The 25,525-nt window shown below is 46.0% G+C and carries 24 protein-coding genes; 7 read left to right on the top strand and 17 right to left on the bottom strand.

Translation table 11 applies throughout. The features are described from left to right. Positions 1-3: 3 nt before the first annotated feature. A complete protein-coding gene (locus BGM27_RS13030; protein ID WP_007407410.1) occupies positions 4-1,236 on the bottom strand; it encodes an MFS transporter in 1,233 nt (410 codons plus the stop codon). A 390-nt stretch (positions 1,237-1,626) separates the two neighbouring features. Between BGM27_RS13030 and BGM27_RS13025 the strand changes: the two genes are divergently transcribed. Both BGM27_RS13025 and clpP read left to right on the top strand, forming a co-directional pair. Then, entirely contained in the window at positions 1,627-2,601 is a 975-nt protein-coding gene (locus BGM27_RS13025) for a LacI family DNA-binding transcriptional regulator (protein ID WP_007407411.1), read from the top strand. Positions 2,602-2,852: 251 nt separating this feature from the next. Continuing rightward, entirely contained in the window at positions 2,853-3,449 is a 597-nt protein-coding gene (gene clpP / locus BGM27_RS13020; protein ID WP_003151513.1) for an ATP-dependent Clp endopeptidase proteolytic subunit ClpP, read from the top strand. A 42-nt stretch (positions 3,450-3,491) separates the two neighbouring features. Here clpP and BGM27_RS13015 read toward each other — a convergent pair whose 3' ends face one another. Further along, a complete protein-coding gene (locus tag BGM27_RS13015) occupies positions 3,492-4,352 on the bottom strand; it encodes a LysR family transcriptional regulator (RefSeq protein ID WP_007407412.1) in 861 nt (286 codons plus the stop codon). 173 nt (positions 4,353-4,525) lie between these two features. Between BGM27_RS13015 and BGM27_RS13010 the strand changes: the two genes are divergently transcribed. Beyond that, positions 4,526-5,656: a 2-methylaconitate cis-trans isomerase PrpF family protein gene (locus BGM27_RS13010; protein ID WP_007407413.1), complete on the top strand. Its 1,131-nt coding sequence runs from the start codon at positions 4,526-4,528 to the stop codon at positions 5,654-5,656. Positions 5,657-5,699: 43 nt separating this feature from the next. Next, entirely contained in the window at positions 5,700-7,076 is a 1,377-nt protein-coding gene (locus tag BGM27_RS13005; protein WP_007407414.1) for an MFS transporter, read from the top strand. Between the two features lie 243 nt (positions 7,077-7,319). Here BGM27_RS13005 and BGM27_RS13000 read toward each other — a convergent pair whose 3' ends face one another. Continuing rightward, complete coding sequence (locus tag BGM27_RS13000; RefSeq protein ID WP_007407415.1) at positions 7,320-7,895, bottom strand: LOG family protein; 576 nt, start codon at positions 7,893-7,895, stop codon at positions 7,320-7,322. 115 nt (positions 7,896-8,010) lie between these two features. Here BGM27_RS13000 and BGM27_RS12995 point away from each other — a divergent pair, with 115 nt between their 5' ends. After that, the gene (locus tag BGM27_RS12995; RefSeq protein WP_003151506.1) at positions 8,011-8,331 is read left to right on the top strand and encodes a MazG nucleotide pyrophosphohydrolase domain-containing protein; all 321 of its coding nucleotides are present in this window, start codon (positions 8,011-8,013) and stop codon (positions 8,329-8,331) included. 44 nt (positions 8,332-8,375) lie between these two features. Here the strand turns inward: BGM27_RS12995 and BGM27_RS12990 are convergent, their stop codons facing one another. Beyond that, positions 8,376-9,965, bottom strand: coding sequence for a SulP family inorganic anion transporter (locus BGM27_RS12990; RefSeq protein ID WP_007407416.1), 1,590 nt, complete (start codon positions 9,963-9,965; stop codon positions 8,376-8,378). A gap of 2 nt (positions 9,966-9,967) precedes the next feature. Further along, positions 9,968-10,549 (bottom strand): beta-class carbonic anhydrase, encoded by a 582-nt coding sequence (locus tag BGM27_RS12985; protein ID WP_003151503.1) that lies wholly within the window; start codon positions 10,547-10,549, stop codon positions 9,968-9,970. 400 nt (positions 10,550-10,949) lie between these two features. On the opposite strand from BGM27_RS12985, the gene BGM27_RS12980 reads away from it, so the two are divergent. Then, the gene (locus BGM27_RS12980) at positions 10,950-11,915 is read left to right on the top strand and encodes a 2-hydroxyacid dehydrogenase (RefSeq protein WP_007407418.1); all 966 of its coding nucleotides are present in this window, start codon (positions 10,950-10,952) and stop codon (positions 11,913-11,915) included. Positions 11,916-12,119: 204 nt separating this feature from the next. Next, a complete protein-coding gene (locus BGM27_RS12975) occupies positions 12,120-12,509 on the top strand; it encodes a ribonuclease (RefSeq protein WP_223204413.1) in 390 nt (129 codons plus the stop codon). A 60-nt stretch (positions 12,510-12,569) separates the two neighbouring features. Here BGM27_RS12975 and BGM27_RS12970 read toward each other — a convergent pair whose 3' ends face one another. From BGM27_RS12970 to BGM27_RS12915, 12 genes are all read right to left on the bottom strand, one after another. Next, positions 12,570-13,316, bottom strand: coding sequence for an arylamine N-acetyltransferase family protein (locus tag BGM27_RS12970; RefSeq protein ID WP_007407420.1), 747 nt, complete (start codon positions 13,314-13,316; stop codon positions 12,570-12,572). 24 nt (positions 13,317-13,340) lie between these two features. Then, positions 13,341-13,598, bottom strand: coding sequence for an HPr family phosphocarrier protein (locus tag BGM27_RS12965; RefSeq protein ID WP_003151495.1), 258 nt, complete (start codon positions 13,596-13,598; stop codon positions 13,341-13,343). A 23-nt stretch (positions 13,599-13,621) separates the two neighbouring features. After that, entirely contained in the window at positions 13,622-14,572 is a 951-nt protein-coding gene (gene whiA, locus BGM27_RS12960) for a DNA-binding protein WhiA (protein ID WP_007407421.1), read from the bottom strand. Between the two features lie 26 nt (positions 14,573-14,598). Beyond that, a complete protein-coding gene (locus BGM27_RS12955; protein WP_007407422.1) occupies positions 14,599-15,552 on the bottom strand; it encodes a gluconeogenesis factor YvcK family protein in 954 nt (317 codons plus the stop codon). After that, entirely contained in the window at positions 15,549-16,436 is an 888-nt protein-coding gene (gene rapZ / locus BGM27_RS12950) for an RNase adapter RapZ (RefSeq protein ID WP_012118535.1), read from the bottom strand. The genes BGM27_RS12955 and rapZ overlap by 4 nt, the downstream gene beginning before the upstream one ends. Before the next feature lie 25 nt (positions 16,437-16,461). After that, positions 16,462-16,929, bottom strand: coding sequence for an 8-oxo-dGTP diphosphatase (locus BGM27_RS12945; RefSeq protein ID WP_003151491.1), 468 nt, complete (start codon positions 16,927-16,929; stop codon positions 16,462-16,464). A gap of 273 nt (positions 16,930-17,202) precedes the next feature. Continuing rightward, entirely contained in the window at positions 17,203-18,153 is a 951-nt protein-coding gene (gene trxB / locus BGM27_RS12940) for a thioredoxin-disulfide reductase (RefSeq protein ID WP_007407423.1), read from the bottom strand. A gap of 206 nt (positions 18,154-18,359) precedes the next feature. Further along, positions 18,360-19,772, bottom strand: coding sequence for a peptidoglycan DL-endopeptidase CwlO (gene cwlO / locus BGM27_RS12935; protein WP_007407424.1), 1,413 nt, complete (start codon positions 19,770-19,772; stop codon positions 18,360-18,362). A gap of 396 nt (positions 19,773-20,168) precedes the next feature. Next, on the bottom strand, positions 20,169-21,623 hold the full coding sequence (locus tag BGM27_RS12930) for a tetratricopeptide repeat protein (protein ID WP_007407425.1): 1,455 nt from the start codon (positions 21,621-21,623) through the stop codon (positions 20,169-20,171). 115 nt (positions 21,624-21,738) lie between these two features. Then, on the bottom strand, positions 21,739-22,800 hold the full coding sequence (locus BGM27_RS12925; protein ID WP_007407426.1) for a sensor histidine kinase: 1,062 nt from the start codon (positions 22,798-22,800) through the stop codon (positions 21,739-21,741). Further along, positions 22,797-23,474 carry a response regulator transcription factor gene (locus tag BGM27_RS12920; protein ID WP_012118540.1) on the bottom strand — a complete coding sequence of 226 codons (678 nt, stop codon included), beginning with the start codon at positions 23,472-23,474 and terminating at the stop codon, positions 22,797-22,799. Before BGM27_RS12920 ends, BGM27_RS12925 begins: the two co-directional genes overlap by 4 nt. Positions 23,475-23,675: 201 nt before the next feature. Continuing rightward, entirely contained in the window at positions 23,676-25,445 is a 1,770-nt protein-coding gene (locus tag BGM27_RS12915; RefSeq protein WP_007407428.1) for an ABC transporter ATP-binding protein, read from the bottom strand. Positions 25,446-25,525 lie beyond the last annotated feature (80 nt).

The raw sequence follows: 25,525 nt of genomic DNA, 5'->3' as shown, positions 1-25,525 counted from the left end.
TCTCTATCCGATTTTTTGCAGACGCTGGACACGCCTGCTGTTTTGTTTCGGGCCCAATAAAGTAAATATGGAGATGACGGTAAAACCGAAGACGACGATTCCCATGATGAGATAGGTTTGACGGAACCCCGCACTGTCATATAATCCTCCCGCAAGCGGCGACAGAATCGACGCGCCTGCCTGAGATGCGAATTGAAAACCGACGAGATAAAGGACGGACGACAGACGCGTATCAAAATTGGCAGCCAAATATTTAAAAACGGCGATCAGCATAATCGGCAATTCCAGTGCGTGGATGAGTTTCATTGATGAAATGCCTACAGGCTCAACTGCAATTCCGGACCCGACGATGCGGAAAGCCATTAAAAACCCCGCTAAAATCAAACTGTTTTTCGCCCCGAACTTATTGACGATAAAAGGCGCAAGAAACATCATGCCGGCCTCCAAAAACACCTGGAATGAATTAAGATAGCCGAATACTTGGTTACCCGTCGACACTGAAGGAAACAAAGACGCATAGTAGATCGGAAACTGCTGATCATATACGCCGTAAATGCAAGTCACCCCGATAATGTACAGCATAAAAAACCAGAAATCTCTTAGTAAAAAGAGCCGCCCCACGTCTTTTAACCGGACCGAATCCGCTCTGTTTTTCTCATGATCGGTCATTTCTATTTTCACAGACATGATAATGGCCGTTAATATGACGGCTGAAACAGACGCGATCCAGAAGTTGATATTGGGATTGATATTGAAAAGCTGCCCTGCAAAAAATGCAGCCGCCGCCCAGCCCAGCGAGCCCCACATTCTTGATTTTCCATACTCGAAATCATACTTACGGCTGACCTTCTCAATGTACGTTTCAATCGCGCCTATCCCTGCCAAAAAAGCGGCTCCCAAATATAAGCCTCCGACAACGGCGCCAAGAAAGACGTTGTATTGTAAAAGCGGCCCATAGACGAAGATATAAAACGGACCCGTGAATATGAGAAGACAGCTGATCATAAATAATATCTTTTTCTTCAGCCCCAATTTGTCAGAGATAAAACCGTAAAGAGGCTGCATGCAGAGAGCAAATACGGCGTTTACAGAAAAGATAATGCCTGTCGCTGATCCGTTTAAATTGATTTCCTGCCCTAACCAAATCGCAAATAAAGAATAGCTGGAAGACCAAGTAAAAAAGAAAAAGAAAAAATAAGCACTCAGTTTCCAATACAGACTTTTTGAGCTTTTCATTTGCACCGCTCCTTTAATAGGACCTTTTAATAGCCGTTTTAGAGCCGCATACTTCCTTCTTCATTTTCATCACATACATGCGATCTCTGAGTAAGCGCTTACTTTCTATCGCTGCTTAATTCTTTCACTTTATTGCCGCCAGCCATCTCTCCATACCCGTCACTTCCCTTCACTCCGTAAATAAAGCGCTTTCAAAAAGAATTGTATGTCAACCGGTTCCATATGTCAATCGTTTGACATACAATTTTCTGATTATTTTAATCAAACAAAACGCACCCTCTTTATATGAAAACAGAAACACGGAATGTCCTTGCACATGTCAGCCTGATTCTCTAAAATAAGTGCGTGACGGAAATTGTAAGCCATTTCAGTAAGCAGGAGGGCACGGGAATGAAGCCTAACATTCATGATGTTGCGAAAATAGCGGGAGTTTCATCTACAACCGTTTCGCGGGTATTAAATAACCGCGGCTATATCAGCGAAAAAACAAAAGAAAAAGTGTACAAGGCGATGGAAGAAATCAATTACTTTCCAAACGATCTGGCCCGCTCTTTATTCCGAAAACGAACCAATTTAATAGGGCTTATCATCCCAAACTCCGGCAACCCGTTTTTCGGCGAACTCGCCTTTCATATTGAAAGCATTTGTACGTCCATGGGCTACAAACTGCTGCTTTGCAACAGTTTACATCGAAAGGATAAGGAAGAAAAATATTTGGAGATGCTGATAAGAAACCAAGTGGACGGCGTGATCGCCGTGACTTACAACCGGGGAATTCTCAATTATCACAAGCAAAATCTGCCGATTGTCGCCATTGATCATTACTTATCGGACACGATTCCCGTCGTCGGCTCAGACAACTATGACGGCGGAAAAAAGGCGGCAGAACTGCTGATTGAAAAAGGGTGCCGGCACATTGTCCATATCAACGGCCCGATTGAACTCGAAACACCGGCAAACCTCAGAAGAAAAGCATACGAAGACGTCATGCATGAACACAGACGGAAGCCTATTACATATGAAGTACCCTTTTATCAGCATTACCATGACATTATTTCAACATTATTCGATGAACAGCCCGACACCGACGGAATTTTTGCCAGCGATGATATCATGGCGGCTGCAGTGATGACCGAGGCCAAAAAACGGGGAATAGACATCCCGAATCAATTAAAAGTGATCGGTTATGACGGCACTGAAACCGTTCAATCGGTTCTGCCGGACTTGGCAACCATCCAGCAGCCGATTGAATTGATTTCCAAAACAGCCATCGAGATTTTAGCAAAAGAAATTGAAGGCGAATTTGATGATTTGCCGCTGGAAACGTATTTGCCGGTACGGCTTTTGGAAGGGCGGACAACGTAGTCAGACCCTTCCAAAAGCCGTACGTAGCGACGCGATTGCGGTCTATTTTGAGCGCTCCGGCCATATCATTTTCTCAAGGCTCCGGCATTGATCATCCTCATTTCCACTTTGCTGTTTGAACTTTTTGTTTTATGGGAACAATGGTGTTAGAAGAAAAGGTTGGCATTTTGGTCAGCGTTTTGTTTGACCTTTATTGACCAAAAATGTATCATGTAAATACATACTTACCTAAAAGGTGAAGGAGGAGCATTATGAATTTAATACCTACAGTCATTGAACAAACGAACCGCGGAGAAAGAGCTTATGACATTTACTCCCGTCTTTTGAAGGACCGTATTATCATGCTTGGATCTGCGATTGATGACAACGTTGCGAACTCCATCGTGTCACAGCTTTTATTCCTTGAAGCGGAAGACCCTGAAAAAGATATTTCCATTTACATTAACAGCCCTGGCGGATCAATCACTGCCGGTATGGCAATCTATGATACAATGCAGTTCATTAAACCGAAAGTATCCACGATCTGCATCGGTATGGCCGCTTCTATGGGAGCATTTTTACTTGCAGCCGGAGAAAAAGGCAAACGTTACGCGCTTCCTAACAGTGAAGTTATGATTCACCAGCCGCTTGGCGGAGCGCAAGGACAGGCGACAGAAATTGAAATCGCGGCAAAACGCATTCTCTTGCTTCGCGACAAATTAAACAAAGTGCTTGCTGAACGTACCGGCCAGCCGCTTGAAGTCATTGAGCGCGATACAGACCGCGACAACTTCAAATCAGCTGATGAAGCCTTAGAATACGGCTTAATCGATAAAGTGCTGACACGCAATACAGAAGACCAGAAGTAATGCCCAAAAAACCTGCAAGAGCTGATGTCTCTTGCAGGTTTTTTATGCTTTATTCCCATTCAAAAAAGTAATGAATGCTTTGACGACAGATAATTCTAACGCTGAAGAATCATACATAAGCCAAGTATCGCGTATCACAGGCTCGTTATTTTTATAGGATAGCGCCAATGTGTATAATTCATCAGAAGGCTGAAGACAGATTTCCGGCACAACAGAATAACCGAGACCGTTTTTCACCATCTCTTTACAGGTTTCCTGCCTGTCTACCTCCATCGCAATGAAAGGCGGTTCAGTAAATTGGTTATTCCACCATTTTTGAATCAAACTTTTCAAAGAAGCATCAGTTTGATAATAAATCATCGGCAATTTGGGAAGGTCCTCACTGTTGATTTCAGTTTTTGAAATAAGGTACAGTCTCTCTTCATTTAGCAGTTGTTTTTCCCCTTGCCAATCATAATTTCCCCTCATAATCCCAAGGTGTACCCCCGAATGATGAAGCAGATCCATCACCTTCGCACTCCATCCCGTATTGACGTGGAATTGAACAGACGGATACTGATCAGAAAACCGTTTTAGAATCGCCGGGAGCTTATACTGAGCAAAATTGCTTGAGACTCCTAATCTGAGAACCCCGCTGACTTCATGGCTCATATTGAGCATATTATCCTTCACTCTTCTGAATTCCTGCAGCATCTCTTTCGAATAATCAACCAGATGTTCACCTTCTGAAGTGAACTCCATCCCTTTTTTTCTTTTATAAAAAAGGCGCACTCCGAATTGTGCTTCCAGGTTTTTGAGCCGATAACTTAACGCCGGCTGTGTCATATATAATCGCTCTGCCGCCTTCGTCATATTTTTTTCTTCGAATAATGTAATGAGCACAATCCAATCCTTTTCATCCATATGAAATCCCCCAAAATATTTTTCTGCTATAAAATTTCCTCCTATTATAAAAGTTTTTTATTCAACTTTATAAAAATTATATGTTTTACTTATAATCCTTATTTATCATACGATATTTTCCAAAGGGACCGGTACCTTTTTATCCACACAAAATGATGTAAGGATGAGACAGCATGGAAAAAGTTCCTGTAACCGTCATGAGAGGCGGCACCAGCAAAGGCGTTTTTATTCATCAAAAAGACATGCCAGACGATACAAACCTATGGAGCGATTTTCTTTTAGACATTATGGGGAGCCCTGACGAGAGACAAATTGACGGTCTCGGCGGCGGCCATTCTCTCACAAGCAAGGCAGCCATTATTAAGAAATCCGCCAGAAAGGATGCAGATGTTGAGTATACGTTTGCTCAGGTCAGTTTGACTGACCATTTTACCGACTTCAAAGGCAATTGCGGAAATATCTCTTCTGCCGTAGGCCCTTATGCTATTGAGAAAGGGCTCGTTCAAGCTGAAGAGCCGGTTACAAAGGTCAGAATGTTAAATACAAACACTCAAAAAGTGATCGTAGCAGAAGTTGAAGTCAGAAATGGAACATTTCATTACCAGGGGGACTGCTCTATCCCCGGGGTTCCAGGTACAGCTTCTCCTATTTATCTTTCATTTCACCAGGCTGAAGGAGCGGTGACCGGTAAGCTGTTTCCCACTGGTCAGCCTATTGATGTTCTCGATACACCGTATGGAAATATCTCGGTCTCGATTATTGATTACGCTAATCCGCTTGTCTTTGTAAAAGCAGAGGACACGGGGCTTACCGGCTTAGAACTTCCGGATGAATATACTCCGGATATATTGGAAAAGCTCGAAATGATCCGATCGATTGCAGCCGAGAAATGCAGATTCGCTCCGAGACATGAGGCTGCTGCAAAATCACCGGCCGTACCAAAACTAACATTAATCTCATCTCCAGCGGATTATATCGATACAAAAGGGATAAAGAGACACGCAGAAGAGATGGATCTTGTCATTCGTATGATGTCCATGCAAAAACCGCATCAAGCTTTAGCCATTACAGGGGCGGTTTGTACGACTGCCGGTATGCTATTGCAGGATACAATATTATCTGAATTTTCATTCTATGGCAGAACGATTCGATTGGGACATCCAAGCGGCATTTTAGAAACCGAGGCAGATGTTGATCCGGATGGAACAACGATTAAAGTAGTACGCACAGCAAGAAAAATCTCTGAAGGCTATGTGTTTACAAAGCAAAGTTACAACCTGAATACGCTGAATCACATTGGTTAATACCAGTCTTCAGACAAGTCAAAGATAAACGGAGGAATACGAGATGATCAATGTAAATGCGTCTAATCGATTAAACAGACTGCCTTTTTCAAGGGCCCATCAAGCAGTGCTCGTTATCCTTTCATTCGCTTACTTTTTTGATTTTATCGATTTAAATACGTTTTCATATGCGGTGCCTTCACTTTTAAAGGAATGGAACATTTCTACTCATACCATCGCTTTTATTACGTCTGTCTCCTATCTCGGAATGTTTATCGGCGCCTCTGCCGGAGGATGGTTTTCAGACCGTTTCGGAAGGAAAAAAGGTTTAATTCTGGTTGTCACCTTTTTCTCTTTCTTCTCCCTCCTCTCTTCTCTGGCTTGGAACCCAGAAATACTCGGTGTTTTTAGATTTCTTACGAGTTTAGGTATCGGCGCCACAACGATTGTGGCAAGTACGTATATCAGCGAATTTTTCCCATCCGCAACTAAGGGTAGATACCAGGCAATCTGTATTACAATCGGCATATGCGGAATTCCTGCAGCCGGCTGGGTGGCTAAATTGGTCGTGCCGTCCGCCTCTTACGGCTGGCGGTTTATCTTTCTATTCGGCGCGGTCGGTATTTTTTTTCCGCTGATCGCCAGAAAACTGGAAGAATCACCGAAATGGCTGGACACGAAAGGAAAAAGCGAACAAGCACACCGCATTCTGCTTGAACTGGAGGCAAAAGCAGAAAAAGAAAAGGGTGAACTGCCTGAACCAGCTCCGGCTCTGCGAAGCAGACAAACCGCTGTAAAATCCGTTCCATATCGGACGTTATTTCAAAAGCCTTTGGCAGGAAGAACTTTTGTTTTAATGACGATGTGGGCAGCTTCCACGATTGCAATTCAAGGCTTTGGCACGTGGGTTCCCACCCTTTTGGTAAAAGAAGGCGTATCAATGGATGAGTCTATCGTATACGTCACTCTGGGAACGATCGGTGCCCCGCTGGGCGCTCTCATTGCGTCGCAAATCTCTGACCGTGTGGATCGAAAGTGGGCCATTTCTGTTTTATCGTTAATTATTATGGCGCTTGGATTCTTTTATGGCATCAATCCTTTGCCGATGGTCATTGTCATATGCGGATTTCTCATGCATATGTTTGAGCGTACTTTCAGTTCGATCGCATATGCCTATACGCCGGAATTATATCCGGTTGAAGCCAGGGCATCTGGAAATGGCCTCACTTACGGCGTAGGACGTCTTGCAAATGTAGCCGGCCCCTTTGTCGTCAGTTTCCTGTATTCAGGCTACGGATTTTTAAGTGTTTTCTTGTTTTTTACAGGCTGCTGGTTTCTTTGTGCACTGACAGTCGGTATATTTGGAATCAGTTCAAAAAAACAAAAGATGCAGCAGGATGATTTCATATCGGAGGAAACATTCGTGCAACAAAAGTTGTAAACGCATACAGTCTGCAAACCGCAAAACATCCATCTCCTCTGAGGAAATGGATGTTCTTCTTTCAACCCCAACAGCATTCTCTTTCTCATCTTATTCTCATACATATGTCTTATCCTGAAGAAAGGTGTGATACGCATGAGAAAGAGAAAACGATTTCCAGAAAGAAAAGGTATTCTATAGGCGGAGAATTTTCCATCAGAATAGATTAGATGCAACCGCCGAAACATATTTCAGACCTCTGACTTACAATTCCCGCCATTTCTTATCTAAAATCGGGTATGTATACCGATTCATCTGCTCAATCAGCTCATCCGGCCGGGAGGAACTGTGTATCAGCTTCAAATGAGACTCATTCGAAAATCCTTCCTGAATGCTGTACTTGACCATCTTCATCATCGGCTCAAAATACCCGTTCACATTGTACAGTCCGATCGGTTTTTGATGAATGCCGATTTGCGCCCAGCATAGCACTTCAAATAACTCTTCATATGTTCCGAAGCCGCCGGGCATGGCAATGTACCCATCGGCAAGTTCACTCATTTTCGCTTTCCGCTCATGCATGCCGCTGACTTCAATCAGCTCCGTCAGATTCTGATGAACAACCTCTCCGCTGAACAGCCCGCTCGGCATGACGCCGACAGCTTTTCCGCCGCCTGCCATTAACGCGTCGGCGACGGTTCCCATCAGACCGATCCGTGAACCGCCGTAAACAAGGCCGATTCCCTGCTCCGCCATATATTCACCCAGTTCGGCCGCTTTGCGTTTGTACTCTTCATTTACCCCCGGGTTTGACCCCGCAAATACACAAATGGTTTTCATTTTTTCATCTCCATATCTATATATGTACATCAATAAATCAAAATACACTATATATTGTCCCATCTCTATATGATAATATCAATAAGAATCATACAGGACATAAGGAGTGTTTCACATGCAGATGGCTGAAGCAGAACAATGGACGAAAGATTTTTATGAAAAACGAGGATGGACGGCGTACGGGCCATTTATCAGAATCGGTTTTTTAATGGAAGAGGCGGGTGAGCTCGCCCGGGCGGTAAGAGCATATGAAATCGGCAGAGACCGGCCGGATGAAAAAGACGCGACCCAGGCTGAACGCAGGCAGGAGCTGATTGAAGAAATGGGTGACGTCCTCGGAAATCTGGCTATCCTTGCTGATAAGTACGGCATCACGTTAGAAGATGCGATGAAAGCCCATCAGGAAAAACTGATCAAGCGCTTTGAAACCGAATAAAAACACGGCCTGTCCGCTTTTTCATGGACAGGCCGTATCTGAATTTATCCCGTTATCTCGTCCTGATGCTCAAAGAAATGCTGTTTCCCGATTTTATGAAACAGCCCCGTCTTCCGGATCAGCTCTCTCGGCTGTGATTGCAATCCGACGATCATCAATCTCCCGTTATGCCGTTTGATCCGGTTCATCACATTCCCCAGCACCGCTTCTGCGGAGGTATCCATGTAATGTACATTATTCATCAGCAGAATAAGCGTCTTCGGCTTTTCCTGAAGCCTCTCCAGCAGCGATGTTTCCAGTGAATCAATTGAACCGAAAAACAGCGGCCCTTCAATGGAATATGTGCTGACGGACGAATCATTTTTAACCGATTTGACAGCGGCATGCGGTGTTTTGATACGTGTTGATTCGCTCATTTTTCTGATAAAGAAAACAAAAGCGAGCACGAGACCGGCAGAAACGCCGATGATTAAATCAAACAGAACCGTCAGCAAAAAGGTTGCCGCCAGTACGAATGAATCAGTGTTTTTCAGCCGCATCATATTGGCGACTTCCCTCCGCTCACTCATGTTCCAAGCCACAACCATCAATACCGGCGCCATGCTTGCCAGCGGTACGTGAACGGCAAGCGGGGCGAAGACGAGCAGGACGAGGAGGACGGTGACTCCGTGGACAACACCGGAAATCGGAGAAACTGCGCCGTTTTTAATATTTGTTGCGGTCCGCGCAATCGCTCCCGTTGCCGGTATACCGCCGAAAAGCGGCGCTGCCATATTGGCGATGCCCTGCCCGACAAGCTCCCTATTGCTGTCATGCCGTGATCCTTTCATATTGTCCGCGACCATCGCCGATAATATGGACTCAAGTCCGCCGAGAAGCGCAATGATCAGAGCCGACGGAAACATCATGATCATGTTATCGATTGAGAAATCAGGAAGCTGGAAAGCCGGAAGCTGCCGCGGGATTTCCCCGTAAGCAGAACCGATTGTCGCCATTTTGTCAGGAAAAAACACGACCGCCGCGGCTGTAGAGACAAGCAGCGCCACAAGCGCGCCCGGAATCTTCGGCATCAGCCTGGCTGATAACAGCAAAATGGCCAAAGCAATTCCCGCGATGAGGATGCTGTACAAATTAAAGGTTCCGAGCTTCTTGCCTATTTCCGCAATGTTGAGGATAAAGCTTTCATGCTTTTGGATATCGCGCAGACCGAGAAAATGGGCAATCTGCTCCGAGAAAATCAGCACCGCGATTCCGGCCGTAAATCCGACGATCACCGGCTTCGGCACGAATTTCATAATCTTTCCGAGCTTAAATACGCCAAACAGGACGAGCATGACGCCTGCCATAAAACCGGCTACAAGTAAATTCTCAAAACCATACTGCATCACAATGGCAAATAAAATGGGAACAAACGCCCCCGTAGGCCCGCCGATCTGATATTTAGAGCCGCCCAACAGCGAAATCAGAATTCCGGCCACAATAACGGTGTAAAGCCCGTATTCCGGACCGACCCCCGAGGCGATGGCAAAGGCCATTCCCAGTGGAATCGCTACAATTCCGACCACAATTCCCGCGATTAGGTCTTTCTGAAATTTCTGCAAATTGTATCCCTGATATCTGCCGGTAAATTGCATCGTCAGCTGCATCCTCCTTTGACTGTTTCATAACCGTCAACGACAACATCCAGCGTCCCCGTCCCCGGATCGATCACCAGCCCGTGCACCGGCACCTCTTCAGGCAAGAGCGGATGATGCCTGACCATATTCACGCTGTGGGCCACGCTTTCTTCGACGCTGTGAAAACCGGTCAGCCATGTTTCCAAATCGACTCCCGCATGCTGCAGAAGGCTGAGACATTTGTCTTCCACGCCGCGCTCTTTCGCTTTATTTAATATGGAAGCCGCATTTAATCCCGACATTCCGCACTCGCGGTGACCTATGATGCAGACTTCCTCTGCCTGCAGTTCATAAACGGCAACCAAAATGCTCCGCATGACACTTCCAAATGGGTGAGAAACAATGGCTCCCGCGTTTTTTATGATTTTGGCATCGCCGTTTCTGAGTCCCATCGCCTGCGGCAGAAGCTCCGTCAGCCTTGTATCCATACAGGATACGATGACAAGCTTTTTTTTCGGGAATTTTGTCGTTTGGTAAGGTTCATATTTCCTTTCTTGGACAAACTGCTGGTTGTGCTCCAAAATGCTTGATAAAGAAACCATTTTTCTATTCATCTCCCATCCGATTGTATTGCAAGCCTTCTTACCCAGCTTACAGTAAGGAATTATAGCACAGAAAAAGGCCTCAAAAGCGCTTTCAAAAAAAGACACGATAATTTAACTGTAAATTCAGATTATGTTCATTTATATCTTTCAAAAATAATAAAATTTATCTTTACACCAACCTATAAAGCTTTTAAAAACAGCGGTTCCGCTCATTTTGCCTTCAGAAATATAGGCGGATTCTGTTATTGTTTGGAGAAATCAAGCATGTACATTTCTTTTTCTTTCATTTTAAGTTCAAAAGAACCAGAAATTTATCGTGATGCGTTTGAATATTTCTCACGTTACCGCTTCTCTTATATAATAAAATAGAGAAGAAAGACAAAGGAGGAGAAGCCCGTTGAAACCCTATGTATTCATCGCGAAACCGGTACCGCCGGAAGTCGAGCAAATGATAGGCGAGCATTGCCGCTATGACATCTGGAAAGAAGATACCATTCCAAAAGAGGAACTGTACGAAAAAATGAAAGATGCTGAAGGGCTGCTGACATCCGGAACGGCGATTGACAGTGATTTACTGGATCACGCGCCGAAGCTGAAGGTCGTCAGCAATAATTCTGTCGGCTATGATAATTTTAATATTGAAGAAATGAAAAGACGCGGGGTTGTCGGTACGCATACGCCGTACACCTTAGATGACACTGTCGCTGATCTGGCTTTTTCATTAATTCTGTCTTCCGCCAGACGGGTTGCCGAATTGGATCGATTCGTCCGCGCCGGCAAATGGGGAACCGTTGAGGAAGAATCTCTTTTCGGTATGGATGTCCACCATCAGACATTAGGAATTATCGGCATGGGCAGAATCGGTGAACAAGCTGCCAAACGGGCAAAATTCGGCTTCGATATGGACGTGCTGTATTATAATCGCAGCAGAAAACCGGACGCTGAGAAGGAACTCGGGGTTACATATGCCGACTTAGATACACTGCTGAAAACATCAGACTTTGTGCTGTTAATTACGCCGCTTACTGACGAAACGTATCATATGATGGGAGAGCGGGAATTTAAATTGATGAAAGATACGGCATGTTTCGTCAATATTTCCCGGGGAAAGACGGTTGATGAGAAAGCGCTCATCCGCGCATTGCAGGAGGGCTGGATAAAAGGCGCCGGTTTAGATGTGTTTGAAAAAGAGCCGATCGCCGAAGACAATCCGCTCCTGCAGCTGGAAAACGTCACATTGCTTCCGCATATCGGGTCAGCAACGGCAAAAATCCGTTTGAATATGTTCAAGCAAGCCGCACAAAACATGATTGACGCCGTATACGGAAAAACGCCGAAAAACCTCACGAAGGAATTTCAATGAGATGAAAAATCCCGGCCGTTTCAGCCGGGGTTTATTTTTTGCTAGATCAAAAGAACTATTTTTAAATTCTTTATATTCCTTTCTCTCGATGCTGATACAATGAAAAGGAATCAGCTTCACATGATAAAAATGGGAGGTATTGCTTTGAAAAAACGATTATCGTGGATTTCCGTTTGTTTGCTGGTGCTGTTCTCCGCGGCGGGGATGCTGTTTTCCACGGCTGCCAAGACGGATACATCTTCTCACAAGGCGCACACTGAAGCACAGGTTATCAACACGTTTGACGGGGTTGCGGATTATCTTCAGACCTATCATAAGCTTCCTGATAATTACATTACAAAGTCAGAAGCGCAGGCCCTCGGCTGGGTTGCATCAAAGGGGAATCTTGCAGACGTCGCTCCGGGGAAAAGCATCGGCGGAGACATCTTCTCAAACAGGGAAGGCAAACTCCCTGCCAAAAGCGGACGGACGTGGCGTGAAGCGGATATTAACTATACATCAGGCTTCAGAAATTCAGACCGGATTCTTTACTCAAGCGACTGGCTGATTTATAAGACGACAGATCATTATAAAACCTTTACAAAAATGAGATAAACACATACAAAAAACGGCTTCCCTGCGGAGGCCGTTTTTTTTGCAGAGAACCTGCGAGCTTCATATAAAATGAGCAGTAAATTTTTCTTCAAACTCTGACCGGTCTATTCTGCTGTTTTCCGCCGTGCCATCGTGTTTTTTTATTGTTATATTGCGTTCAGACAGAACCATGTGCCCTTCCGGTGTCCGCTTAGAAGCAAGCAGGCGTTTGTTGAAAGGAGAGCGTTCATGTTCAAAGATTGTTTGTTTCATAGACTTGAGGTCCTTTTCATCGATTTCTTCAAGCGAAAATGCGTAACCTGTCTGCCAGCCGTCCCCTTTGTTCATTTCAAGCAGGTATGTCCCGAATTCCGTCTCTTCTATCCTCACGCGGAACGCTCCGGCCGCTGATACCGTCTCGTCTCCCGACATCGGCACAGGCTGCATGGCGAGATTGAGGCCGAAGCCTGCATCAGCGATGTACTCATTCCCCCCGGCGGAAAGAAGTACGGCCGCATGTGTGCCGGGCAGCGCCCAGCCGTTTTTCCAGACCGTTCCGCGGATCAATTTGACATCAAATCCGGCATCTTTCAGGATGAAATAAAGCAGTCCGTTCAAGTCATAACAAAGGCCGCCATGAGGTTCCTTCACCATGTGCCGCCACAGTCCTTCTTTCGTGACGTCATATTCTTTTTTGGACAAAACCGCGCGATTTTCAAACGGAAACCGATATGCGAGCGCCTTTAAAAACTCCGGCAGGTTGCTGAAATCGAGGGAATCCTTTTCCCAGCCTATCGTTTGATAACAATCTTTCAGAAACTCATTCATCGTTCCGTCCCCCTTACAAAGTGTTTACACTTCTTCCTGCACATAAGCGGACAACTTTTCCAGCGCTTCCTTTTCATCGTCGCCTTCAGCGATCAGAGTGACTTCCGTCCCCGTGCTGACCGCCAGACTCATTAATCCCATAATGCTTTTGGCATTCACTTTCTTGCCGTTTTTCTCAAGAAACACATCTGATGCAAAACGATTTGCCTCCTGTACAAACAATGCAGCGGGACGCGCCTGCAATCCCGTCTTTAAACGCACTTCCACTTTCCCCTGAACCATAAGATCTCCCCTTTTCTGTACGGTTATTTCAAAGTGATGCTTTGTCCTGTACGCAGCTGTTCTGCGATTTCATCGAGCTTTCTCAGCCTGTGATTGATGCCGGATTTGCTGATTTTCCCGCTTGCAACCATTTCCCCCAGTTCTTTCAGCGTGACCTCCTGATAATCAATCCGCAGCTGCGCAATTTCGCGAAGCTTTTCCGGCAGCGCTTCAAGACCGATCCGTTCATCAATGTATTTAATATTTTCCACCTGTCTGAGAGAAGCACCGATGGTTTTGTTTAAGTTTGCTGTTTCACAATTGACGAGGCGGTTCACTGAGTTTCTCATGTCTCTGACAATCCGCACATCTTCAAAACGCAGCAGTGAATTGTGAGCGCCGATGACATTCAGAAATTCAGTGATTTTTTCCGCCTCTTTTAAATACGTAATATAGCCTTTTTTCCGTTCAAGCGTTTTGCTGTTCAGATGAAATTCATTCAGCAGCGCGCATAATGAATCGTTATGTTCCTTATAAAGCGAGAAGATTTCCAAGTGGTACGACGATGTTTCGGGATTATTCACAGATCCCCCCGCCAAAAACGCCCCTCTCATATAAGAACGTTTGCAGCAGCGTTTCGCCACCAGTTCCTCAGAAATATTCCGTTCAAATACAAAGTTCTCTCCGAGGATTTTCAATTCCTCTAAAATCAGCTTTGCATTTTCAGAAAAGCGCACAATATAAACATTGTTTTTTTTCAGCCGCATTTTTTTTCTGACTAACAGTTCGACCGATACATCATATTGTTTCTTCAGCAATGTATAAATGCGGCGGGCAATCGCCGCATTTTCGGTTTGAACGTCAAGCACGAGATGGCGGTTTGAAAATGACAGGGAACCGTTCATCCGAATCAGCGCGGACAGCTCAGCCTTGGCGCAGCAGTCCTTCACTTCCAGATTCGTCAGTTCTTTTTTTGTTTCCGATGCAAATGACATATTAGCCACCTCATTTCAAAAGGCCTCTAGTCCCTTAATAAATCGACAAGAAGAGAAGCCACTTTATGTGTATCGTGACGGATTACGCCATTTTTATACGTGATAATCTGATCCCTGATGACCTCAAGCCCCATGGATTTCAGCTTTTCAACATTGAAGTCGACGGGCCGGGCCAGCTCTTTCGCATATTTGCTTTTGATTTCGTCAGGGATCTCCTCATTGTTGATTAAGATCGTGTCGATAAACGGCTGCTCCATATGATCGTTCAGCGCCTTGACATGGTCGGCCGCACTGTATTGCAGCGTCTCGCCGGGCTGTGTCATGACGTTGCATATATATACTTTTTTGGCCGCAGCCTTGACGACTTCTTCTCCGATTTTCGGCACGAGCAGATTCGGAAGAATGCTTGTGTACAGGCTTCCCGGGCCGATAATGATTAAATCGGCCTGACGGATGACGTCAATCGTTTCCGGGAGCGGATCAATTTTTTCAGGCGTAAGAAACACCCGTTTAATCCGCTGGCCGTAAGAAGGGATTGTCGATTCTCCGGAGACGACCTGCCCGTCCTCCATTTCAGCGTGAAGAACGACACTGGTGTTGGCAGCCGGCAGCACTCTGCCGCGGACATTCAGCACCTTGCTCATTTCGGTGACAGCGTGAAAGAAATCACCGGTTATATTTGTCATCGCTGCCAAAATCAAATTGCCGAGCGAATGTCCGGTTAAGTCGCTTCCTTTGTTGAAACGGTGCTGAAACAGATTTTCAACGAGCGGCTCAACATCTGACAAAGCGGCCAGTACGTTACGGATGTCACCCGGCGGCGGAATTTGAAGTTCATCCCGCAGACGGCCTGAACTTCCGCCGTCATCAGCAACTGTCACAATCGCCGTAATATCAACGGGCTTATGCTTTAACCCCCGAAGCAGCACGGACAGACCCGTTCCGCCGCCGAAGATTGCGATTTTCGGCTTCTTATTCATTTCCGGCTTCTCTTTTCAATGTCCCGGTGAGTGACATGAGTATAGAAATCTTTTTTAAAATAGTCAGCCAAATATTCAGCGAGCGTGACGGAGCGGTGCTGGCCGCCCGTACAGCCGATCGCGATGACAAGCTGGCTTTTACCTTCCCGCTTATAAGACGGAAGCATAAAGCCGAGCAGATCAACAAGCTTTTCAATAAACTTTTGTGTTTCGTTCCACTTCATCACATAGGATGACACTTCCTCATCTTTCCCCGTAAGCGGCCTCATGCTTTCAATGTAGAACGGATTCGGCAGAAACCTTACATCAAACACGAGGTCGGCATCTATCGGAAGCCCGTATTTGAACCCGAATGACATTACGTTCACTGTAAATGTTTCACCTTGGTTCGTGGCGAAATGAGCCACGATTTTTTCACGCAGATCACGCGGTTTCATATCCGATGTGTCATAGATCAGCTGAGAGCGCCCTTTCAATTCTTCAAGCAGCTGGCGTTCCAGCGCGATTCCTTCGAGAGGAAGCCCGGTAGCGGCCAGCGGGTGAGAACGCCTCGTTTCTTTGTATCTCGTCACAAGGATGGAATCCTTAGCGTCTAAAAAGAGAATGCGCGGTGTAATCCACGGATTTTCCGCCATTTCATCCAGCGCCTCAATCAGCCTGTCAAAAAATTCACGTCCCCGCAGATCCATGACAAGCGCGACCTTGCTCATTTTTGAACTTGATTCTTTCATCAGCTCCAAAAATTTCGGCAGCAAGGAAGGCGGCAGATTGTCGACGCAAAAATAGCCGAGATCCTCAAAGCTTTGAATGGCGACGGTTTTCCCCGCTCCAGACATTCCCGTAATGATGACGAGCTGAATATCATGGTTTTCATTCATACTCATCTTTCTCCCCCCTGCGGTCTTTCTTTTATTTGATAAGCTGCGGATCTAAACGATAGCTGAGCAGCTCGAAGTCCGGCGTATACGTAAAGGTGCCGTGCAAAAGCCCTTGGCCCTTGATCATAAAATCAAGGATATGCCCGTCTCCGGGGGCCATCGGAAGGCTGTGGATATCTTTTACGTCATGCCACTTCAGAACGCCTTCCTCTGATTCAGCGACATTCCGCCCCGTGTACGAGTCGGCGACGAAAGTAAACATCATCCACTCTGACACGATTTGTTCCTGTTCCTTAATAATAAAGGTAAACACGCCTTTTAACTGCGGATTTAGTATATAAATGCCCGTCTCTTCTCTGTACTCTCTGATGACGGAATCTCTGACGGATTCGCCGCTTTCCATCTTCCCGCCGGGCGCGACCCACCAGCCCCGTCTCGGCTTTTGGAGAAGGAGAACCTGATCATCTGTCTGCAGCACACAATTTGTCACTCTTTGCACAAGTACGTCACCTAACCTTCTCAACAAATCATCGTCTCTTCATTATACCGTTTCGGCATGTCTCTCACAATGCAGAGACACCGACATCCTTTTCTTTTATTTGACAGAAAACAGAAAATCGCAAAAAAAGGGCACGGATACTGGAATCCGTGCCAAAGTGTATTCATTAAAAAGGGGGTCAATTACTACATTCATCTTAAGACATCAGTGTTTCACCCGTGTTACAGCGTAATTAAAACACAGTAACGATTCAAAAACTGAACATTACAGTGATTATTTAACGGTTTTGAGCGTTTCCTCAAGCTCTTCCACATAATGCTGAACGCTTTGAGCCGCAATACTTCCGTCGCCTGTCGCCGTTACGATCTGGCGGAGCGTTTTTTCACGGATGTCTCCCGCGGCGAAAATGCCTGGAACTTTTGTTTCCATTTGAGCGTTTGTTTCAATGTAGCCTTCTTCATTTGTGATGCCCAAGTTTTCGAACGGTTTAGAAAGCGGAAGCATACCGATATAAATAAAGACGCCGTCAGCTTTGAATTCTTCTTCTTCTCCCGTCACGGTATCCACAAGAGTAAGTCTGCCGACTTTTCCGTTTTCCTCATGGATTTCTTTTACGGTTTTGTTCCATTTGAAGTCAATTTTCTCATTGTCAAAGGCACGCGCCTGAAGAATGCTTTGCGCACGCAATTTGTCACGTCTGTGAACGATGGTGACTTTAGAAGCGAAGCGTGTCAGATAGACGCCTTCTTCAACGGCGGAGTCTCCGCCGCCGACAACGACAAGCTCTTTATTTTTAAAGAACGCGCCGTCACAAACCGCGCAGTACGATACGCCGCGGCCGCCCAGTTCTTTTTCGCCGGGAACACCGATCTTTTTGTATTCCGCTCCGGCAGAAATGACGATGGCACGCGCTTTATATTCTTTTGAACCGGCTTTGACCGTTTTATATTCTTTGCCGTCAACGATTTCTTTAATATCGCCGTACGCATATTCCGCACCGAATTTTTTCGCATGTTCAAACATTTTATTAGAAAGTTCAGGGCCGAGAATGCTTTCAAAACCCGGATAGTTTTCAACATCCTCCGTGTTGGCCATCTGGCCGCCCGGAATTCCTCTTTCGATCATTAATGTGGATAAGTTCGCTCGTGATGTGTAAACAGCAGCGGTCATCCCCGCCGGACCCGCGCCGATAATGATCACATCATAAATTTTTTCTTCTGACACCATGATTCACTCCTTTTCGAAATGGGGCGCACCCTATATGACTAAGAATCCCCATCAATCGTATTCCTTACCCATATCCTATTAAATCTGAAGGCAATTCGCTATTTTTTTGCTCATTTTTCTGAAAAACCGTGATTAGGCAGCTCCTGAGCGGGTATACAAATAAAGAAAGAGCCTTCCGGGATAGAAGGCCCTTGTCTTATTCATTATTGCACGACACGTCTTACATTGCCGTTGAATGCTTTCTTCCAGTAAGGGTTGCTCATAGAATCAATGGATACACCGTGTGATGTATTATCGTTCAGGAACGTTCCGTTACCTAAGTAGATGCCGACGTGGCCGTTTGTTTTATACGTGTTGAAGAATACTAAGTCTCCGCGTTTCATGTCAGACGCGCTTACTGCCTTACCTCTTCCGATTAATGTATCTGTGTTTGTGCCGCTTGCAGGTCCGAGATTAACGCCTGCGTTAGCATAAGCCCAGCGTACGAATGAAGAGCAGTCAAAAATACGGTTGTTAATATCAGATTGAGTGCGTCCGCCGCCGAATTTGTACGGGGATTGACCCACAAGGCTTGATCCTACGCTGATCGCGCCTTCAATACCGCCTGAATTTGAAATAACAGATCCGCCGTCAGAATCATCTGAACCGCCGCTGTTATGAGATGATCCGCCTGAAGTGCTCTTCGGTTTGCTTGAGCTGTCAGATGAATCAGATGATGTTGAAACAGCCGCTTTTTTCACAGTTTTAACCGCCGGTGCCGGCTGGCTGTCATCTTTTTGGTTTTGGTCTTCAGAAGCTTTTTGCGCTTCTTCCTGTTTTTTGATCAGGGCAGCCGCTGCAGCCTGCTCAGCTTTAATGCGCTTCTGTTCTTTTTCAGTGTCAGCTTTTTCGTTTGCAAGCTTTGATGCTTCTTTTTTCAGATCAGAGATAGCGGAAGCCGCTTTTTTCTGACCGTTTTTCGCTTCGTCGAAAAGCTTGTCTTTCTGATCAAGCTGTTTGTTCAGGTCTTTTTGCATAGACTCGAGTTTCGCAAGATCATCTTGAACTTTTTTCAGCTTCACGTTAAGTTCAGCTTCTGCGTCTTCGAGTTTCGCTTTATCCTGCTCCTGCTGTTTGATCAGCTCTTTATCCGCATCAACGATAGAAGATACCGCAGTCGCACGGGAAATGAAGTCTCCGAAGCTTGTCGCCCCTAAAAGAACATCTATGTATCCTTGAGAACCGCCGTTTTCCTGTAAAGAACGAACGCGTTTTTTCAGGATTTCATTGCGTTTTTCAATACGCGCTTCTGTTTCTTTGATTTCTTTTTTCAAATCAGCGATCTGCTTTTTCGTTTTTTCGTTTTCAGCTTTTTTATCTTCGATTTTATTGCTTGTATCCAACGCTTTAGCGTTAATGTCTTTCAGTTCTTTTTCAATCTTAGCCTGCTTGTCCTGAAGCTTAGACAATTCTCTTTCTTTTGCTTCAAGGCTTGAAGCCACCTCAGATTGCTTGCTTTCAATTTTTGCTTTTTTGCTGTCTAATGTTTCCGCCGATGCAGTTTTTGTAAACGGGATCAAAAAACTGCTTGTCCCGATGACGGAAGCCAAACCAAGTGTTAATAAACTCTTTTTCACTTTTTCTTTCCTCCCTTTTACTTTAAACCTGTTCTCATTTGGAATTCTATTATGAACATCAAAGTTACGCTCCCTCACATACCCGTGAGGCTGATGATTTTTATGTATGAATCTTTAAATCTTTTAAATTGGTATAGATTATACAGCACATGTAAAATAAACTAATCTCTTATGTACGAGACTCATTATACCATCATGTTTCGACAATTTTTATTACAGTTATATTTCAATGTGATTGCAAATCTCATATTTTGCAAAATAAACGGTGATTACAGCCTGATTTCGATTCGAAAAGCAAAAAAATACGTATGAATACCTCTTTTTTCGGCGGTAAAGTTCTGTTTTGCCCCTTTCTGATAAAAAAAGAACCGACTCTTTATATAGAAAGAATCGGTTTTATTCTAATATATCATCTATTTGTCTGATGTATTTCGAAAGTGTTGCCGGCGTTATACCGTAAACGGCGGCCGTTTCTTTTTTCGTCGTTTTTTCGCCGTTTGCTTCTTTCCATACATATGCGATGGCTGCGGCCCACGCCCGCTCATTCTGTACGGCAGCGGCGGCGCGGATGTGCTGAATGACGTGAAAAACCCAGCAGCTCATGACGTCAGTTTTTAAACTGTCGGCTTCCGCTTTCTCCAGAAGCTTGACCGTCCGATACGTGAACAACGCATCACCGGAAACGCCTGAAGCGCCTTTTTCACCGGAAAGCAGCAGTCTGACGAAATCTTGTTCAAACGGTGAAACGGCGCGTTTTGCCGTCAGAACTTTTTCAAGCTGGTTCCGCTCTCCTTCAGCGCTGCTGATATAATAGGCGGCAAGCCGCTGTTCAAGTGAAGCAGGCAGCGGTTCCTGCCGCTCCGCCCAAGGCGCGGGCCGATCTGATTCGGGAAATTCGGCTTCGGCCTTTTTCCAAATGGTTTCCGCAAATTCTGTGCGGCCTGTCCCGTAGGCTGAAGCGGCAAGCCAGTAATAAAACGTTTCGTCGCCTTCAAACCCGCTTTTGTAAAGAGAACGGAGCCATTTATAACCGAGATCATGTCTGCCGACAAGCGCAAGCGTCGCCCCCAGCTTATAGCGCTGTTCGAATAAAATCGGATACACATTGGCGAGTTTTCCGCTCAATTCTCCGACTTTTTCATCTTCCCTCTCGTAATAGCAGAATACAAGGAGGTTGCACAGGGCATGGAGATTGCCTTCATTTTTCTCAAGCACTTCGAATACCGTTTGTTTCGCTTTTGTGACATTGCCTGAGTAAAAGTAAGCGAGCGCCAGGTTGTTGTATGCAGACCAAAGCTCGGGGTAATCGGCCGTAATCTCTTCAAGCATGACAACCGCTTCATGAAGCTGGCCGCTCTCAAGAAGCGTTTTTGCCCGATCCTGCCTGATCAGCAGTTCATCCTGGTCATAGAGCGATTCGTTTTCACCCGCTTCGCCGAAATCCAATAGCTCCATCAGATTTTCAATTTCTTCGCTGAATTCACCGTCCGGATCGGCATCTGAATAAGCCGCCGCTTCTTTGTATGCTTCCTGAAAGAGCCCCAAATGCGCGAAATTATTCGCTTTAAAGTAATGACACTCGGGCATTTCTTCTTTCAGGTTCACCAAAATAAAGTCGAACAGCTCATTTGACTGCTGGTAGTGGCCCATTTCAGAATAAATGACGGCCAGCCGGGACAGCATTTCGGAATCATTCGGCTCGAGGTGGACGGCCCGCTGAATCAGTTTGCTGGCCCGCTTTAAATTCCGCTCTTTATATGCTTTTAAGCCTTTATGAAAAAAATATTGTCCATCCTGAAGCAGCTGGACAATTTGCGCGTGCTTTTTCTGTTCAGAAGTGTGTTTTCCCACAAATATCCTCCGTTTTATACGTATTACCGTCAGTAGTATACCATAAAACGGTTTCACCTCAATAGTTCAAAAGACAGGATCGACTTCGTTTTTTACTGGCTGGTTCGACCAGATTTTAGCTGTTTTTTTCACGAGGCTCGGCTGGAAGAATGACGCGGAAAAGGGTTCCTTCGCCGCGCTTGCTCTCAACCTCTATCGAACCGCCGTGCAGCTCCGCGATTTTTTGGGCGATGGACAGGCCGAGCCCGCTTCCCCCTGCGTTTCTCGCCTTATCCGCTTTATAAAACCGTTCAAATACACGCTCCGCCTGTTCAGGCTCCATTCCGATTCCGTCGTCGGCGATTTCGACAGCCGCCGCTCCCGGCAGATCTGCAATTTTAACGGAAATGCGGCCGCCTTCACCGGTAAATTTTACGGCATTGTGAATCAGATTCATCCATACTTGGCTGAGCAGCGCTTCATCTCCGTACACATACGACTCCTGTAAATCAATGAGAAACTCAATCTGTTTGGCGGACCACTCAGGCTCACAGGTCAATATGGTGCGCCGCAGCTGTTTGTCAATGCGGAACGGTTTTTTTTGTATCGGTTCGGTTTGGCGTTCGAGCGCAGTGAGCTTCAGCAGATTTTCACTGATTTTTGATAATCGTTCTGTTTCTGTTTCGATGATGTGTAAGTAGCGCCCCCGCTCCTCATATGATAAATCCGGTTTTTTCAGAAGATGCGCGTAGCCCTTTAATGAAGTGAGCGGGGTTTGGATTTCATGGGAAACGTTCGAAATAAATTCTTGTTTCAGTTTTTCCATTTCACTCAGTTCCGCGGCGAGTGTCGACAGTTCATCAGCCAATTTCGTCACGGGATGGTTCCGCTCAATCTTCTCCATTTTCCGGGAAGCGGCCGCTGTGAAGTTGCCGCTCGACATTTGCTTGATCGTGGCGGTCAGCGAATCCCAGATCGCATGATGCCTTTCACGTGCTGACTTTGAAAAAATAAACATTGTTACGAACAGCAGGCCGAAAACAAGCCAAAGCGTCAGAATCTGCTCGGCGTACGGCACAAGCAAAATCGGCCATATGAGACCGAATCCCTGAACAATCAGGTGAGCCGCCAGCCATAAGAATGCGGTGACGGTGAGAAGGATGATGATTTTTCCAGCCGTTCTGAAGATCCGTTTCATCCTGTCACCACAAACCGATACCCGAGCCCCCGCACCGTATGGATGGCAAACGGATAGTCTTTTTCCGGAAACCGTTCTCTCAGCCTTTTAATATGCACATCAACGGTACGCTCGTCACCTTCATAATCAAAGCCCCAAATATCTTCTATTAATTGTTCTCTTGAAAACGTCTTATTCGGATAACCGGCGAGCTTAAATAAAAGCTCAAATTCCCGCCGGGGCAATGTCAATCCCGCTCCGCCGCCGCGCGTTACAGTGCGGGATTGCTTATCTAATGTGACCGTTCCGATGGTCAGCAGTTTTTCAGCGGTGATCCGGTACCGTTTCAGCAATGCTTTGACCCTTGCTTCCAGCTCAAGCGGCTCAAACGGTTTGACGAGATAATCATCCGCTCCGGAAGTAAAACCTTGCACTTTGTCCAGCGTTTCGCCTTTTGCCGTCAGCATCAAAATCGGAATGTCCGTAAAGCTGCGGACGGCTTCGCTGACTTCAAACCCGTCCATTTTCGGCATCATCACATCCAGTATGATGAGATCTATAGGTGCTGATTCGATCAGCCGCACCGCCGCTTCCCCGTCTTCCGCTTCTGCGACGTCAAAACCGCTCTGCTCCATCATAAGGCGGACAAGCTCACGGATATGGCGGTCATCATCCGCAACCAATATGACAGCCATGAAAATCCCTCCTTCTGCTTTTTTCTTTTCATGAATCGACATGATGTCTATAAACCGAATTTTTTCATTGTCTCCTGTACCGGCATACACGCTTATGGCTTGGCTCTTCATCGTTACCGACCGTACACCCGTATGAACAGAACTCCGGCTGCAAAATAAAAAGCAGCTTTTTCAGCTGCTTTTGATTCATAAAGTCTTGCTTTACACAGCTTTGTTTTCTAAGTCGGCATTCAGCTTCAGCTGCTGCTCCGCAAAATCGCGGTACAGCGAATGGGATGCCATTAATTCATGGTGTGTGCCCCGTCCGGTGATTTCACCCTGTTCGACAAAGAGAAGCTGATCTGCATCCACAACCGTGGATAAACGGTGGGCAATCACGATGGTGGTGCGGCCTTCCATTAGAACTTCCAGCGCCTGCTGCACCCATTTTTCAGATTGGCTGTCCAGACTTGATGTCGCTTCATCAAGCATCAGAATGCTCGGGTTGCGAAGGAGCGCTCTGGCAATGGCGATGCGCTGGCGCTGTCCGCCTGACAGCATAATTCCCCGCTCACCGACCTCTGTTTCAAATTTCTTCGGTAAGTCTTCAATAAATTGCAGAGCGTAGGCCATGTCAGCCGCTTGCCTCAGTTCCTCATCGGTCACCTCGCGTTTTAATCCGTAGCAGATATTGTCGCGGATGGTGCCTGACATTAACGGGCTTTCTTGCGACACGTAGCCGATATGCTCCCGCCATGACTCAAGGGAATACGCATCAATCGGTTCATTTCCGAGCAGGATGCTGCCCGCAGTCGGATTGTAGAATCGTTCAAGCAGCTTAAATAACGTTGTTTTTCCGCCGCCGCTCGGTCCGACGATCGCGGTGACTTTGCCGGCTTCAATCGTAGCCGTAATGTCTTTTAAGATGGTTTGATCTGTTTTGTAGCCGAATGAGACTTGTTCAAGCTTAATCGGCTGATCTGCGTTTTCAATGGCTTTTCCGGTTTGGATATCTTCTTCTTTTTCTGCAAGAATATGAATCATCCGTTCCGTTGCGCCGACGGATTTTTGAAGCTGTGTGAAAAATGAAGTGATCTGGCCCATCGGCATAATGATCTGAAACAAATACAGGATAAAGGCAACGAGTGCGCCGGCTGTCAATTCACCGGATGACACCTGCATCCCGCCGTACCCGATGACAGCGACCAGCGCCGCCATTAATACAAGTGTAATAAGCGGGCCTACGAGCGACTGCACCTTCGCTTCACGCAGCCCGAGTTTAAAGAGCGCCATAATGCCTGCTTTTCCGCGTCCGTATTCCGCTTCTTCAGCGTTTGACGCTTTTACAAGCCTGATTTCCGGGAGGATGTGGTTTAATAATCCGGTGAATCTCGCCGTTTCATCCTGTGTTTCCCGAGAAATTTTAAACATTTTCCGGCCGATCGGCACTAAAATCACCGCAGCCAGCGGCACGACGATCAGCACGAGCAATGTGAGCTTCCAGTTCATGAAAAATAAGATCGTCAGTGACCCGATAACGGAAATGATTCCGGTAATAAATCCGCTGATATTGTTTGTGATCAGCTCTTTTACCACCATTGTGTCATTGGTGACACGGCTGATCGTTTCTCCCGTGGCGTTTTTGTCAAAATAAGAGACGGGCAGTTTAATTAATTTCTGCCACAACAAATCACGCAGTCCCGAGATGATTTTCTGGCCGCTGTAGTTCAGGGCGTAGGTGGCGTAGGCGCTTAATGCGGCCTGTACGATAAACACGGCTGCGATGATTCCGATTTGCACGCCTGACAGCGACGACATGGAAAAGCCGTCAACGAGCTGCTTTGTCAACAGCGGAATCAGCAGGCTGACAAGCGTTGTCACAATACTGAGAGACAGCGCGAAGGCCAGCATACCGTATGATGGTTTTGTTTTTTTGACTAATGAAAAGAATGAGCTGAATTTCCCTTTAGGTTTTGGTTGTTTATTCGGCATATGTTTTCCTCCTATATCACTGTTTATACTATAACGGATGTGCATGAACGGAATATGAACAAAACGTATATTTTTGACAA

Origin of the sequence: Bacillus sp. FJAT-27001, from assembly GCF_019039175.1 — a bacterium.
Lineage (GTDB): Bacteria > Bacillota > Bacilli > Bacillales > Bacillaceae > Bacillus > Bacillus velezensis.
The sequence above is the reverse complement of the archived record's forward strand: the minus strand, read 5'-3'. Positions and strand labels throughout refer to the sequence as shown.

Bases quoted from the DNA above. Each gene is read 5' to 3' on its own strand.
- BGM27_RS12990 (WP_007407416.1), bottom strand. From the start codon at position 9,965: ATGCAATTTACCGGCAGATATCAGGGATACAATTTGCAGAAATTTCAG.
- BGM27_RS12975 (WP_223204413.1), top strand. From the start codon at position 12,120: ATGCTGTTTTCCACGGCTGCCAAGACGGATACATCTTCTCACAAGGCG.
- BGM27_RS13030 (WP_007407410.1), bottom strand. From the start codon at position 1,236: ATGAAAAGCTCAAAAAGTCTGTATTGGAAACTGAGTGCTTATTTTTTC.
- BGM27_RS12985 (WP_003151503.1), bottom strand. From the start codon at position 10,549: ATGGTTTCTTTATCAAGCATTTTGGAGCACAACCAGCAGTTTGTCCAA.
- BGM27_RS13010 (WP_007407413.1), top strand. From the start codon at position 4,526: ATGGAAAAAGTTCCTGTAACCGTCATGAGAGGCGGCACCAGCAAAGGC.
- BGM27_RS13025 (WP_007407411.1), top strand. From the start codon at position 1,627: ATGAAGCCTAACATTCATGATGTTGCGAAAATAGCGGGAGTTTCATCT.
- BGM27_RS12920 (WP_012118540.1), bottom strand. From the start codon at position 23,474: ATGGCTGTCATATTGGTTGCGGATGATGACCGCCATATCCGTGAGCTT.
- BGM27_RS12995 (WP_003151506.1), top strand. From the start codon at position 8,011: ATGCAGATGGCTGAAGCAGAACAATGGACGAAAGATTTTTATGAAAAA.
- BGM27_RS12970 (WP_007407420.1), bottom strand. From the start codon at position 13,316: ATGAATGAGTTTCTGAAAGATTGTTATCAAACGATAGGCTGGGAAAAG.
- rapZ (WP_012118535.1), bottom strand. From the start codon at position 16,436: ATGAGTATGAATGAAAACCATGATATTCAGCTCGTCATCATTACGGGA.
- BGM27_RS12925 (WP_007407426.1), bottom strand. From the start codon at position 22,800: ATGAAACGGATCTTCAGAACGGCTGGAAAAATCATCATCCTTCTCACC.
- whiA (WP_007407421.1), bottom strand. From the start codon at position 14,572: ATGTCATTTGCATCGGAAACAAAAAAAGAACTGACGAATCTGGAAGTG.
- BGM27_RS12955 (WP_007407422.1), bottom strand. From the start codon at position 15,552: ATGAATAAGAAGCCGAAAATCGCAATCTTCGGCGGCGGAACGGGTCTG.
- clpP (WP_003151513.1), top strand. From the start codon at position 2,853: ATGAATTTAATACCTACAGTCATTGAACAAACGAACCGCGGAGAAAGA.
- BGM27_RS13000 (WP_007407415.1), bottom strand. From the start codon at position 7,895: ATGAAAACCATTTGTGTATTTGCGGGGTCAAACCCGGGGGTAAATGAA.
- BGM27_RS13015 (WP_007407412.1), bottom strand. From the start codon at position 4,352: ATGGATGAAAAGGATTGGATTGTGCTCATTACATTATTCGAAGAAAAA.
- BGM27_RS12915 (WP_007407428.1), bottom strand. From the start codon at position 25,445: ATGCCGAATAAACAACCAAAACCTAAAGGGAAATTCAGCTCATTCTTT.
- BGM27_RS12965 (WP_003151495.1), bottom strand. From the start codon at position 13,598: ATGGTTCAGGGGAAAGTGGAAGTGCGTTTAAAGACGGGATTGCAGGCG.
- BGM27_RS13005 (WP_007407414.1), top strand. From the start codon at position 5,700: ATGATCAATGTAAATGCGTCTAATCGATTAAACAGACTGCCTTTTTCA.